Source organism: Bartonella quintana (assembly GCF_009936175.1).
Classification (GTDB): domain Bacteria; phylum Pseudomonadota; class Alphaproteobacteria; order Rhizobiales; family Rhizobiaceae; genus Bartonella; species Bartonella quintana.
Genome location: NZ_AP019773.1, coordinates 1,383,586 through 1,396,164, shown reverse-complemented (window position 1 = coordinate 1,396,164; position 12,579 = coordinate 1,383,586). Strand labels below are relative to the sequence as shown.

Here is a 12,579-nt window from a genome sequence, read left to right as displayed (position 1 = left end):
AAACACCTTTTAAACTGTTAACAAAGGAGAAGATAGTGCTCCTTTAGGGGAAGGATTTATAAGCAGCTGAACGGAATCACCTTTACCGTCAAATTCGATATATTCAACTTCAAAATCAAGAAAAATTCCCTTACAAATAAGACGGAAATCTTCTCCTAGGGCTTTTGGAAAAATCTTTCTACGATACTTTATTACAAAGACTCAGTGAACATGCAGATTAAAAACGCAATATCGTTTGTGTCTTTATTGAGTTTTTTTCATGAAGCAAGAATAGAAGAGTAAAAATGCTGTTTGAAACAGATTCTCTGCAGGTCCACAAAGCCTTTAAATTTGAGAGCTTGTCAAATGGTGAGCAAACTTGCAAAATCAAACAATTTTGTGGATGTGCTCGTATGGTTTATAATTGGGCATGAGCATGGTAAAATGAATCCTATAAACAGGGGATAGCGACTTCAAATTCAGTGAGACGCGAATTGCAAATTTGTTACCCCAGTGGAAAAAAGAGCTGCATGAGCTCAAAGAGTGCCATTCACAAATTTTGCCACAATCTTTAAAAGATCTTGAGAAGGCATTTAAAAATTTTTTTCATAAGCAGTCGAATTTTCCCAAATTCAAGAAGCAAGATGTGAAAAGAAATATCCCCTTTCTCCAAGGCTTTAAAGTTGAACAGGACAACAATTACTTGTCCTTCCCCAAAAAGAGAGTGGCTTCACTCTCGCAACACTCACGTGATTTCAGGAAGATCAAAAATGGCATTGTGAGCCAAAGAGGCAGACGTTTTTTGTTAGTTTTCAGAGAAAATATGAGATTGATATCCTCGTGCTACAGGTGGAGAGAAGGCATTGCTCTGGGGATTGTGCATTTTGCAACACTTTCCAATGGAGATTTTTTCGAACCCCGTAATACTTTTCAGATGCACAGAGGCAAGGGAGCTAACCTGCAAAGACAGCTACTAAAGTAAAATTGTGTCAAAACTGGAGGAACTTACAGGCGAAAATCGCCAACTTGCATTACCAGATTTTTCATTTCTGTAAAGATTTTCTGCGTCAGACTTCAAGTCAAATCAGCGAAAACCACGCAAAGATCTACCTTGAAGATTTACAAGTGTGCAATCTGTTGAAATTGGCAAAAGGCACAGTAAAAGAACCGGGGACTAATGTAAAACAAAAATCTGGTTTCAATCGCTCGATTTTAGATCAATTTTGGTTTAAGTTTAGACGACAGCTTGATTGCAAAAGCCAGTGGCAGGGCAGATTGATGAGATCAGTCCCATCTCACAAGATGAGCTACTACTGTCTTTGGTGCGGTCATGTTATCAAAGAAAATTGGCAAACACCGGCAAGTTTTCAATGGATAGAATGCGGGTACAATGGTCATGCGGATATGTTGGTGCATGGAATAGAGTGTCATGGAGGCGTTCTTTAGCGCGAATGCTGTGAATATTCAGGGCAGGGGGCTTGCCCGTAGAGCCTATGAAGTGAATCGCATAAATAAGTGGTAAGAAGGTGGAATTCATTGAAAGAAGTCAGGCTATAGCCAGATCGGCATTCGTAAGAATCCTCTTCCTTTAGGGTGGGGAGGAAGAAAAAAGGTAAACGTTGACGACAGTTTACTGCGTGTTTTAATGGCTAACTCTCGTTAGGAAAATTGTCGTTTTTATTAAGTTTGTTTATTTGTATAGGTTGGTCATTACAGCACTCTATGAGAGCACGTTTCCTTCCCTCTCTGTCGCCTTCCCTTGCTTTTTAGAGAGCTTCCCATTTTTGCATCGACAGAAAGTTGCAAGCCTTTTATGTTTAAATCTTAAGCTCATAGCTTACTATGTTTCGTATCGTTATAAAATATAAGAAAAATTTATTCATTTTAGCTAAAAATCAAGAGTTTTTTATGGAGGTGCAAATTTGTTTTCTTTTATAAAAGCTTTTAAGGCCTTACGTCTAAAATAGAGATTTGTCCATCACGAATAGGCAGCTATCCGGCATTTGTGAACTTAGATTTTCCGAATTTTTGATGCTAAATTTTTCATACCACGAAAACCAGCACGGATTGTAGAAAGGACGCCTTAACCAGCCATTCTACTATAAAGGGTTAGAAATGTGTTGCCCCCTTTCGGAGATGCTTCACCCGAGGCTCAAGGTGATGCAATGCTCGGGCAATGGATGAAGAGATAACAACCACAACAGCCAATAACCATGAATTTAAGGAAAGAAAATTAATATTTTCAAGTCTCCTGAAAGGGTGCCTGTTGGTTCATCACCAGTTTTCTCGGTTAACGGCGCTCTGTATGAGTCCTGTAGCCGATGGTGCGGCTCTCTTGCGCAATATCAATCATAGAGTGCAAAGCCAAGGTTGGATGGTGCTAAACACAAGAAGAATATCATAAAACATGCTAAGAAAGATATAGCGCCAAAACCAAAGAGTGCAAATATAATGAACTAAGAGTATGAAAGGCATTCTCTATAGCGCTGCTAACGCATCTGCTGCTCCTACTGCGTAATAAATACAACAAAAGCCAAACATGAGAAGATTTACTTTTTTATGATTCGCAATACGCTTTTAACCAATCTACAAATATCCACAAGGAAGATAAAAAATGCGTAGGTTAATTTTCCATATTCTTTCGTCTATGTATCTTGTGGAATATGCTGTGCTTCATCTAAAATTTCTTCTTCATTGTTGCCATGAGGAAAAAAATTACTCGTAACATCCTCTGTCTTTCTCAATTCAAGAGAGATCTCTATTGGCATTCTACCCTATTTATCATTACACAAGAGGAAGTAAAAATATGCAACTGTTTTTTTGTTGAAGGAGGATCATATGGGGAGATTGTACAAGGGAATCACACAGAGAATTATCCAGCGTGATGGTTGCATGTGGGAAAAATTGCAGGGAAAACTTTTGGGATTTCCAGATTTGAATTTCGTTGAAAGTTTTTAAAGTAACAGAAAAAGCCCCGCTTTGAAGCGGGGCTTTTGATGAATGGAGAAAAAGTGAGGGACGATGACGCTTGTGGAGACAGTGATTGAGAAGTTTTCATAAAGAAGGAAAGCACACAGAGATAAAGAAAGTGCTCAGGAGGAAGATCGACTAAGGTGAGGATCGTGTGCGAAATTATGCAGACAGTTTTGCCAAAATCTCATCGCTGACATCAAAATTAGCATAAACATTTTGCACATCATCATCTTCTTCTAATGTCGCAATAAGCCGTAAAATTGACAAAGCTTTTTCTTCATCCACGGGTGCAAGGGTGGTGGCTTTCCAAACAGTTTTGATTGACTCTGCTTCGCCAAGCTTTGCTTCAAGCATTTTAGAAACTTCACCAAGATTTTCAAACGCGCAGGTAATAGAATGTCCTGTTTCTTCGGATTGCACATCTTCGGCACCAGCTTCGATCGCTGCTTCCATGATGCTGTCAGCTGTTCCTGCTGCTGGCTTATAGATGATTTCACCAATCCGATGAAACATGAAGCTTACGGAACCTGTTTCTCCCAGTGCACCACCTGATTTGGTAAAGGCGGCGCGCACGTTTGAAGCAGTGCGGTTGCGGTTATCTGTTAAAGCTTCAACAATAACTGCAACACCCCCTGGACCATATCCTTCGTAGCGGACTTCATCATAATGTTCGACATCGTTGCCCGAAGCTTTCTTAATTGCTCGTTCAATATTATCTTTGGGCATCGATTGGGCTTTAGCATTCTGTACGGCCAGTCTTAAGCGCGGATTCATTGCTGGATCAGGAGCACCTTGTTTAGCTGCAACGGTAATTTCACGTGCAAGCTTTGAAAATATTTTCGAACGCATTGCATCTTGACGCCCTTTACGGTGCATAATATTCTTAAATTGTGAATGGCCTGCCATGGCTTCCCTTTCCGTTTTGGGAGGCTTCCCTTATCCGTTTAAAGACCCCTCATTTAGGTGGTCAAGCACCCATTTCGACAGAATAAACATACCAAAGATGGGCTAACAAATACGCTGCACCATAAGGTGAAATTGCACCATAGGGTGAAATATATTAGTATATCCTTTAATAAGAAAATTTATCTTAAAGGTAAAGAGACTTTCTTGAGAGGTATCGCAAGATAGATGTCTTGTCGTCAATCGAAAATCACGCTATAATAGAGTGTAATTTCATGGCAAAAGTGGTTTATTCCATATCTCACTTTATCGGAGCAGGTGAACAGAGCCCGGCAATAGAGGAGAAAATGCTCCAGAGTTCCAGCGTGAGCAATAATCTACCTTTTTAAAAGGCGAATAAAAGGATATTACAGAGATGGCAACGCAACTTTTGATGCCCAAAGCTACAGCTGTTTGGCTGGTTGATAATACAGCGCTTTCTTTTGATCAGATTGCAGAATTTTGTAAATTGCATGTGTTGGAAATAAAAGCTATTGCTGATGGCGAAGCTGCTTATGGTATTAAAGGCCTTAATCCCATTAGTTCTGGGCAATTGACACGCAGTGAAATCGCACGGGTGGAAGCAGACAAAAATGCTCGCTTGAAAATTTCCGAGTCAAAAGTCCACATCCCCGAAAAAAAACGTAAAGGTGCTCGCTATATCCCTCTTTCGCGACGCCAAGATCGCCCAAATGGTATCTTATGGTTAGTGATCAATCATCCTGAGTTAAAAGATGCCCAGATTGCAAGGTTGATTGGAACAACAAAAGCAACCATTGAACAAATTCGCCACAGAACCCATTGGAATAGTGCTAATTTAGTCCCTCTTGATCCTGTAGGGCTTGGCTTGTGTTTGCAAATCGATTTGGATATTGAACTCCAGCGTGCTGCAAAAAATCACCCTGTCTCTAACGAGGCTGACAGATCTTTACTCCCCGCATCGGTTACAGAAAATATTGCTTTCCATGAAGATCAGCATAAACAAGATCTCAACAAGAATTTTGATGCTGATAAAGTTTTTGCCAAGCTCAACGCGCTTCAGAAAAGCCGTGAAGGTGATGCATAACAGGATGACGCATGTCAAAGTGTAAGCGCGATTTCATATGTGTGCGCAAAGGCTGTCGGTGAGAAAACGATCAGAGACTAAAAAATAACCGTAGGTAAAAAAATAAAAAATATTTTGTCTTCATTAGGAATTAACAGTTATTCTTGAGACGCTATTGAAAGAATGTATCCTCCTTCAATAGTGATGTTTACTAAATAAGGAGAATCAATGCATGCGCTCTCTTAAAAATATTAGCCTTCAGCCCTTAGCCGTAGTTCTTTTTTTCTCACTGTCCCTGGTGGGGTGCGGCAGGAAACATGTTGGTGCTGACGGTATGAATGGCTCCTTTTTGAAGGGTGCTGGCTTTAATCAGGCGCTTTTAGGTTCAGGGCAGGATTTTACTGTTAACGTTGGAGATCGTGTTTTCTTTAGTCTCGATTCTTCTTCCATTGAGCCTGATGCCGAAGCTGTTTTAATCCGTCAAGCACAATGGTTGCTTCGTCATCCTTCCTATTCTATTGTGATTGAAGGTCATGCTGATGAGCGGGGAACACGGGAATATAATTTGGCACTTGGACAGCGTCGTGCTGTTGCTGTACGAGACTATTTGATTTCTCTTGGCGTGTCTTCCCAACGGATGCAAACGATTTCTTACGGAAAAGAAAGACCTGTTGCAGTGTGTGACGATATTTCCTGTTGGAACCAAAATCGACGTGCTGTTACAACGATCAATAATATGAACGGTGGTTAAAAAAACCGGTGTTAATGGTTTGTCTAAACTCTTAGATTGGTTTTTTGGAGAAGAAACCTGTGTGGGTGTGTAAGGAACAAAATTGGCAAGCTGTTTTTTTTACATCGGTTTTCATGGCTTGTTTTGCTTTAGCTGCTCAAAGTGCACCGCGAAAGGCTTCTGAATTCTCTTCCTATAACCGAGCTCCTACCCGTTCCAGATGCGGCTTTTGCGACTTCAGAATCCGATTTTTCTGCCCAGGTACGGATCTCTCTTTTCAGGGTATGATTCAAAGTCGAGAACTTATTTTGGAAAATCAGCAGGCTCTGTTTAAAGATTATGATTTGAATAGGCTCTTAAAGAGGCTTTTCACGGTGCTTAAGCTAATGGATCTGGAAAATGTTCAAAAGCAATTTCACCGGTTTTTTGATAAAAAAGACTCTTTATAGTTATTTTTGTCCTTCTGAGAATGCTATTTTGGATCAAAATTTCAGGTCATAAAGGAGAAGATGGATCAGGAGTATCTAATCCAAAAGGGGCAAAACCACATTGCCCATAGAGAGAGCTATAATGTGGAGGCGCATGCCTTTATGGAGAGCCGTGATCATAAAAGCCGTTCGGAAAAAATGCATGATTTTTCGCAAGAAACTGGTGAACGCTTGAAGGAAGTGATAATTATCCGAGGAGACAGGGAAACTTCTGGAGTAAATACAGAGCCCTTTAGAGGCAACACATGAAGAAAGCAAGCATGGCAAACTGTATCGTGTTCAAGATTTACCTCTTCTATCTCCCAAGCATTGGACAAAAAAGCCTACAATTCTCTTCTTTCTGGCAATTATGTTGAAGATGAAAAAGCTTTTTGCGCTTTTCGACGTCGTTATGAAAAAGGCCCTTTGAGTGATGACGCTTTGTTTTGGTTGGCTGAAGCTTTGTTGGGACAAAACGCTCCCATGAAACAGCACAAGTTTATCTTACTGTATGGTATTTAGACAAAAAGATGCTTTATTCTTCCAAGATTTTGCTAAAATTAGCAGGGAAGTATGATGGTTCTTGATTATAAGAAAAAGCTTTGTGCGCTTTTTGTCAACAGATCAAAACGCTCTAAAACGCTGAAGTCTGTCTTTTGTAAATCTTTTAAAAGGAGCGGAGTCGTTTGCGGTGTGTATTAGACTAGCAGGAAATCTCTTTAAAACATCAGATTTTATCCAGTGTCGAAAGGTGATCCTTGCGGTGTCAGGGGGGAGTGATTCGCTTGCTTTGCTATTTTTGGTCAAAGACCATTTAAAAACACTCTCTGTTCCTACGGAAATAATTGTTGTTACCGTTGATCATCAATTGCGGAGAGAATCAGCTTGTGAAGCAGAAAGTGTTGCAGAAATTTGTCGAGCCCATCACATTCAACATGTCATTGTGCGGTGGGAAGGTAAAAAGCCGAAAACCCATATCATTTCAAGTGCCCGTACTGTACGCTATGATCTCCTTTTTAAAGAAGCACAAAAACAAGGCGCAACGCTTATTATGACAGGGCATACGCTTAATGATCAGGTTGAAACCTATCAGATGCGCTGCCAACGTCTCCAAAAGAGTGCAGATGTTTTGCAACGAGAAGCCTTCGAAGATATGCGTGATGGGGTTTGTTCTACAGAAACTAGAGCAAATATTGCCGAAAGAAGCTATGGGCTGATGTATGAGCGCGGTTTATCTTGTATTCCGCGTGAAGCGTTGTTGCATCAAACAGTGCGCTTGATTCGTCCCCTCCTTGGCGTAAAGCGGAAAACATTGCAGGCTTATTTGCGCTTAAAGGGAAAAACATGGATTGATGATCCAACCAATGAAAATCCCAATTTTGAACGCGTGCGTGTGCGGCAGTCTCTTCACCCAAAAAAATTTGCTGGCATTGCCCAAAAGGTTCATGAAGCTACGCTTCAACGCCGTAAACAGGCACAAAATGTTGCCAATTTGATTTTAGCTTTGGATGTCACTGTTGAACATGGGCGTTGTTTTATTGCAAAGCCTGTGTCATTTTTACAGCAACATTCAGGTTTTCCCTTCGTTGTGGGCCTCTTTGCGGTGCTAATGGGAGGGGGCTTTTATTTGCTTCCCACTAAAAAATTAAACACTCTCGTCCCAAAATTATGTCTTCACTCTCCAGAAAAGCGGCGCTTTACTCTGGCTGGATCGGTCATTGAATCGAACAGAAGCGGGCTTGCTTTCTGGCGCGAATCTCGGAATATTAAAGAAGGAATTGTTGAACCAGGAAAAACTTTTTTATGGGATGGACGCTATCAGATCACAAACCGTGGGGATGACACCATAAAAATTGGAGCAGCGGGTTTGCAACAGCTGAAATCTCTTTTCAAAAACAACAATTTCGATCTCGAAAACGCTCATTTCCCCTCTCTACAATCGCTGCTGATGATTTCAAATGAAAAAGGGTACGATATTCCAGAGTTGACCAATCACACGACATCTCAACAAAATATCATCATAAAGCGGATTATGGCTCCCTTCGATTGGCTTTTGTCATGCGAAGATGTTCCTTTTGTGAATGTTCTTGAACCTTTTTTTGATATCAAGGTGGAAAGATAAAGAAAAATCACTCTAAAAGAGAATAAACATCTTCTCACACCTTGGCAAGGAGCAGACAAGGTTATATGTTAAGGACGACTGTTTAAAATCTGTATTTTAAAGTGGGCTTAATATGAATTCCAATTACCGTTCGCTCTTCGTTTGGGGAGTCATTGCCTTGATTTTGATTGTATCGTTTTCTCTCTTTAATGGAGATAGCCAGCGTTCCGGAGGTGGAGAGATCTCCTATTCCGAATTCTTGCAGAAAGTCGAAAATAATGAGCTTAAGACTGTGACCATTCAAGGCCAAAAGTTAACAGGAAAAACTGTTGAGAATAGAATTATTTCGACCTATGCTCCACGGGATCCAGGCTTGATACAAAAATTGGAAAGCAAAAATGTGAATGTTAAGGCTGTTCCTGAAAGCTCTGGCAATAGTATCTTTCTCAATCTTCTTTTTTCCTTGCTCCCTGTTATTATTATCGTTGGGGCGTGGATCTTCTTTATGCGACAAATGCAAAGTGGATCGCGCGGGGCAATGGGATTTGGAAAATCAAAAGCAAAATTGCTTACTGAAGCGCAGGGGCGCGTTACTTTTCAGGATGTTGCCGGCGTTGAAGAAGCAAAGCAGGATCTACAGGAAATTGTCGAATTTTTACGTGAACCACAAAAATTTCAACGCCTAGGCGGGCGTATTCCACGGGGCGTTTTGCTTGTTGGTCCGCCCGGAACTGGTAAAACCTTGCTTGCCCGTTCTGTTGCAGGTGAAGCCAATGTGCCGTTCTTTACCATTTCAGGGTCCGATTTTGTTGAAATGTTCGTCGGTGTGGGTGCAAGCCGTGTGCGGGATATGTTTGAACAAGCTAAAAAAAATGCACCCTGTATTATTTTTATCGATGAAATCGATGCTGTCGGACGCCATCGGGGTGCCGGATTGGGTGGGGGCAACGATGAACGTGAGCAGACGTTAAATCAGTTGCTTGTCGAAATGGATGGTTTTGAGCCCAATGAAAGTATCATTCTCATTGCTGCAACAAACCGTCCCGATGTGCTCGATCCTGCCTTGTTAAGACCAGGCCGCTTTGATCGGCAAGTCGTCGTGCCAAACCCGGATATTTCCGGCCGTGAACAAATTTTGAAAGTGCATGTGCGCAACGTACCTTTAGCCCCAAATGTTGATTTGAAAATTTTGGCAAGAGGAACGCCAGGATTTTCCGGTGCTGACCTGATGAATCTTGTTAATGAAGCTGCTCTCATGGCTGCTAGCCGCAATAAAAGAGTTGTGACTATGCAAGAGTTCGAAGATGCGAAAGACAAAGTGATGATGGGGGCTGAACGCCGTTCAACCGCTATGACACAAGAAGAAAAAGAACTCACCGCATATCACGAAGCAGGACATGCTATCGTAGCTCTCAATGTGCCTGTCGCCGATCCTGTCCACAAAGCAACAATCGTGCCAAGGGGAAGAGCTTTGGGCATGGTCATGCAGTTGCCCGAGGGTGATCGCTATTCAATGAGCTATCGGTGGATGATTTCTCGTCTGGCTATTATGATGGGAGGGCGCGTGGCCGAAGAATTGAAATTCGGCAAAGAAAATATCACATCCGGTGCTTCTTCTGATATCGAACAAGCGACAAAGTTAGCGCGGGCGATGATCACACGGTGGGGCTTTTCTGATCTTCTTGGAAATGTCGCCTATGGTGATAACCAGGATGAAGTCTTTTTAGGCCATTCTGTTGCACGAACACAAAATGTCTCTGAAGAAACAGCGCGTATGATTGATGCTGAAGTGCGTAAGCTCATTGATGCTGCTTATACAAGTGCTACAAAAATTCTGAAAACAAAAAAGAAAGAATGGTTCGCTCTTGCACAAGGTTTATTAGAATATGAAACTTTAACCGGTGCTGAAATTAATGAAATTATTGCAGGAAAACCTCCTTCACGAACTCAGAAAGATGAAAATGCTTCTCTGCGCACTTCATCTGTGCCTAAGACCGGAGCAAGTAAGATTGAGGCCGATAAAGTAACGGTGAATGAAACAGATGTGCATAAAGCAAACGGAGGGAAGAAAAAACTAAAAGCTGAAAACGAAAAAACAAAATCCAGTAATGCCAAACCCAATGATGCTAAGTTAAAAGGAGCAAAAACTCATGGGGCTGAGAAAAAAACACGAAGCATAAAAGATCCTGCTGGAGCAGCAAATTTTTCTGAAAGTAACACAAACGCTGAAAAAGCGTTAAATACTGCCGAACCTAAAGGCAAACAGGGATCATCTAGCGACGTTTGAGTGGCTGTGACTTTAAAAAATTCTAAGACAATTCTTTGAGGGGGCGTGCAGACTCATCTTAAGTCTTTGAAACAATATTTAGAAGGGAATGTGAGAACAGGGAGTGTGCTGCTTCTGCTTTAGAAGAATCTGAGAGAAAAAACGGCGCGATTTCCTTCAGAGTGCATCTGCTCATCCGATGAAGGAGACGATGAGGTTATCTTTTGATTGTGTTCGAAGAAAGGCTGCATGACCAAAACGCATTAAAGAATGATATTTCGCAGTGTGTAGAGCATAAAAGCATATGGAATGGGCATGGTCTTTAAGGGTGAGAAATTTGTTCTGGATGGAGGTATGGTGCGCATCTTGATTGTTTGAAGGAATGAAGGGATGCACTGATCTCACCATATTGGGGGGGTGTACCAGAGTTTTGCTCTGTTAAAACTGGAAGAGAAGAAGTGTGTATAAAAAGGAAAGAGGGATGGCACAAAAATATTTTGGTACAGACGGAATTCGTGGCAAGGCCAATGTTTTTCCTATGACACCAGATTTTGCCATGAAAGTAGGGATGGCTGTAGGGGTTTTGTTTCGATCACAACGTCAGTCGCGTCGTGTAGTGATTGGTAAAGATACCCGTTTATCTGGTTATATGTTGGAAAATGCTTTGGTTTCAGGATTTACTGCTGCTGGGATGGAAGCTTTTTTGTTGGGGCCTGTGCCAACGCCTGCTGTTGCTATGCTTTGCCGTTCGTTGCGTGCTGATCTTGGAGTGATGATTTCTGCTTCTCATAATCCCTTTTATGATAATGGTATTAAACTTTTTGGTCCTGATGGTTTTAAGCTTTCAGATGAGATAGAAAAAAAAATTGAACAATTGATAGATACAGATCTTTCAAAATCCTTAGCCAGTTGCGCCGAAATCGGCTATGCAAAACGGGTTGAGGGTGATATTTACCGTTATATCGAATATGCTAAACGAACTTTGCCACGTGATGTTCGCTTAGATTCTCTCCGTATTGTTGTGGATTGCGCTAATGGTGCTGCTTATAAAGCTGCACCGCGTGCTTTGTGGGAATTGGGAGCTGAGGTCTTTGCTATTAATGATGCGCCAAACGGTACCAATATTAATCAGAAATGTGGATCAACCGATTTGGCTTCTTTAAAACAAAAAGTTCATGAAGTACGTGCTGATGTAGGAATTGCTCTCGATGGCGATGGAGATCGTGTTCTCATTGTCGATGAAAAAGCGCAAACCGTTGATGGAGATCAGTTGATCGCTGTCATTGCTGAACATTGGCATAAAACTGGGCGGTTGCAGGGCAATGGTGTTGTCACAACCATTATGTCAAATCTTGGACTCGAGCGCTTTTTGAATAGTAAGGGGTTGGAGCTTGTTCGAACAAATGTTGGGGATCGCTATGTTGTCGATGCCATGCGCCAAAAGGGATATAATATTGGGGGCGAGGCATCTGGACATATTGTACTGAGTGATTTTGGGACAACCGGCGATGGGTTGGTGGCTGCTTTACAGATTTTAGCTTGTATGCAAGAAAGTCAAAGCTCTATGAGTCACTTGTGTAAGCGCTTTGAACCTGTGCCACAAATTTTAAAAAATGTAACGATTAAAAACAAAAATGTGCTGAAAAAGAATCAGGTCAAAACGGCAATAGATCAAGCAACGCAGCGTTTGGGAAACGAAGCACGATTGGTGATCCGTGCTTCTGGAACTGAGCCAGTGATCCGTATTATGGGAGAAGGCGATGAGCGAGAAGTTCTTGACGCTGTTGTGGCAGAGATGGTGGATGTTATCGCACATCATGATGCCCTTTCAAAAGTAGGCGCTTCTCTTGAGGGATCGTGAATGCTTTCTCTCAAACCTGTAGAATGATTGTTTTTTCATGAATTTTGGCTGCTGATGATTATCATCTCCGTTGAAAAATCATCAGAGAGGTGGAGAGTCGATGATCACCGGACAATGCTTCTTGTAGAACATTCTTGTTATTTTACTGTTCATACAATAAGAGAAACGTTTTATAGCTTATAGGATGATGAAAGTTGATGCACTTTTGTCGTTCT

The 12,579-nt window shown here is 41.5% G+C and carries 11 protein-coding genes; 8 read left to right on the top strand and 3 right to left on the bottom strand.

The genetic code is table 11. The features are described 5' to 3' along the window. Positions 1-9: 9 nt before the first annotated feature. Positions 10-192, bottom strand: a complete 183-nt coding sequence (locus tag MF1_RS07200; RefSeq protein WP_161510777.1) for a transposase — start codon at positions 190-192, stop codon at positions 10-12. Between the two features lie 92 nt (positions 193-284). Here MF1_RS07200 and MF1_RS07195 point away from each other — a divergent pair, with 92 nt between their 5' ends. Both MF1_RS07195 and MF1_RS07085 read left to right on the top strand, forming a co-directional pair. Next, complete coding sequence (locus tag MF1_RS07195) at positions 285-413, top strand: helix-turn-helix domain-containing protein (protein ID WP_197738333.1); 129 nt, start codon at positions 285-287, stop codon at positions 411-413. A 691-nt stretch (positions 414-1,104) separates the two neighbouring features. Further along, positions 1,105-1,425, top strand: a complete 321-nt coding sequence (locus tag MF1_RS07085) for a zinc ribbon domain-containing protein (RefSeq protein WP_197738332.1) — start codon at positions 1,105-1,107, stop codon at positions 1,423-1,425. Between the two features lie 1,199 nt (positions 1,426-2,624). On the opposite strand, the gene MF1_RS07080 is transcribed toward MF1_RS07085, so the two are convergent. Both MF1_RS07080 and MF1_RS05715 read right to left on the bottom strand, forming a co-directional pair. Next, the gene (locus tag MF1_RS07080) at positions 2,625-2,747 is read right to left on the bottom strand and encodes a hypothetical protein (RefSeq protein WP_276224811.1); all 123 of its coding nucleotides are present in this window, start codon (positions 2,745-2,747) and stop codon (positions 2,625-2,627) included. 364 nt (positions 2,748-3,111) lie between these two features. Further along, positions 3,112-3,858, bottom strand: a complete 747-nt coding sequence (locus MF1_RS05715; RefSeq protein WP_014924480.1) for a YebC/PmpR family DNA-binding transcriptional regulator — start codon at positions 3,856-3,858, stop codon at positions 3,112-3,114. A 412-nt stretch (positions 3,859-4,270) separates the two neighbouring features. On the opposite strand from MF1_RS05715, the gene MF1_RS05710 reads away from it, so the two are divergent. From MF1_RS05710 to glmM, 6 genes are all read left to right on the top strand, one after another. After that, a complete protein-coding gene (locus tag MF1_RS05710; RefSeq protein WP_014924479.1) occupies positions 4,271-4,960 on the top strand; it encodes a DUF1013 domain-containing protein in 690 nt (229 codons plus the stop codon). Positions 4,961-5,171: 211 nt separating this feature from the next. Beyond that, positions 5,172-5,690, top strand: a complete 519-nt coding sequence (gene pal, locus MF1_RS05705; protein ID WP_042995491.1) for a peptidoglycan-associated lipoprotein Pal — start codon at positions 5,172-5,174, stop codon at positions 5,688-5,690. 488 nt (positions 5,691-6,178) lie between these two features. Continuing rightward, positions 6,179-6,406 (top strand): hypothetical protein, encoded by a 228-nt coding sequence (locus MF1_RS05700; protein ID WP_161510658.1) that lies wholly within the window; start codon positions 6,179-6,181, stop codon positions 6,404-6,406. A gap of 421 nt (positions 6,407-6,827) precedes the next feature. After that, positions 6,828-8,258, top strand: coding sequence for a tRNA lysidine(34) synthetase TilS (tilS, locus tag MF1_RS05690; protein ID WP_042995487.1), 1,431 nt, complete (start codon positions 6,828-6,830; stop codon positions 8,256-8,258). A 112-nt stretch (positions 8,259-8,370) separates the two neighbouring features. Then, positions 8,371-10,524: an ATP-dependent zinc metalloprotease FtsH gene (ftsH, locus tag MF1_RS05685; RefSeq protein WP_042995486.1), complete on the top strand. Its 2,154-nt coding sequence runs from the start codon at positions 8,371-8,373 to the stop codon at positions 10,522-10,524. A 460-nt stretch (positions 10,525-10,984) separates the two neighbouring features. Next, positions 10,985-12,364 (top strand): phosphoglucosamine mutase, encoded by a 1,380-nt coding sequence (glmM, locus tag MF1_RS05680; protein ID WP_042995485.1) that lies wholly within the window; start codon positions 10,985-10,987, stop codon positions 12,362-12,364. The last annotated feature ends 215 nt before the right edge of the window (positions 12,365-12,579 follow it).

Bases quoted from the DNA above. Each gene is read 5' to 3' on its own strand.
- MF1_RS07195 (WP_197738333.1), top strand. From the start codon at position 285: ATGCTGTTTGAAACAGATTCTCTGCAGGTCCACAAAGCCTTTAAATTT.
- MF1_RS07080 (WP_276224811.1), bottom strand. From the start codon at position 2,747: ATGCCAATAGAGATCTCTCTTGAATTGAGAAAGACAGAGGATGTTACG.
- MF1_RS05715 (WP_014924480.1), bottom strand. From the start codon at position 3,858: ATGGCAGGCCATTCACAATTTAAGAATATTATGCACCGTAAAGGGCGT.
- MF1_RS05710 (WP_014924479.1), top strand. From the start codon at position 4,271: ATGGCAACGCAACTTTTGATGCCCAAAGCTACAGCTGTTTGGCTGGTT.
- pal (WP_042995491.1), top strand. From the start codon at position 5,172: ATGCGCTCTCTTAAAAATATTAGCCTTCAGCCCTTAGCCGTAGTTCTT.
- MF1_RS05700 (WP_161510658.1), top strand. From the start codon at position 6,179: ATGGATCAGGAGTATCTAATCCAAAAGGGGCAAAACCACATTGCCCAT.
- ftsH (WP_042995486.1), top strand. From the start codon at position 8,371: ATGAATTCCAATTACCGTTCGCTCTTCGTTTGGGGAGTCATTGCCTTG.
- glmM (WP_042995485.1), top strand. From the start codon at position 10,985: ATGGCACAAAAATATTTTGGTACAGACGGAATTCGTGGCAAGGCCAAT.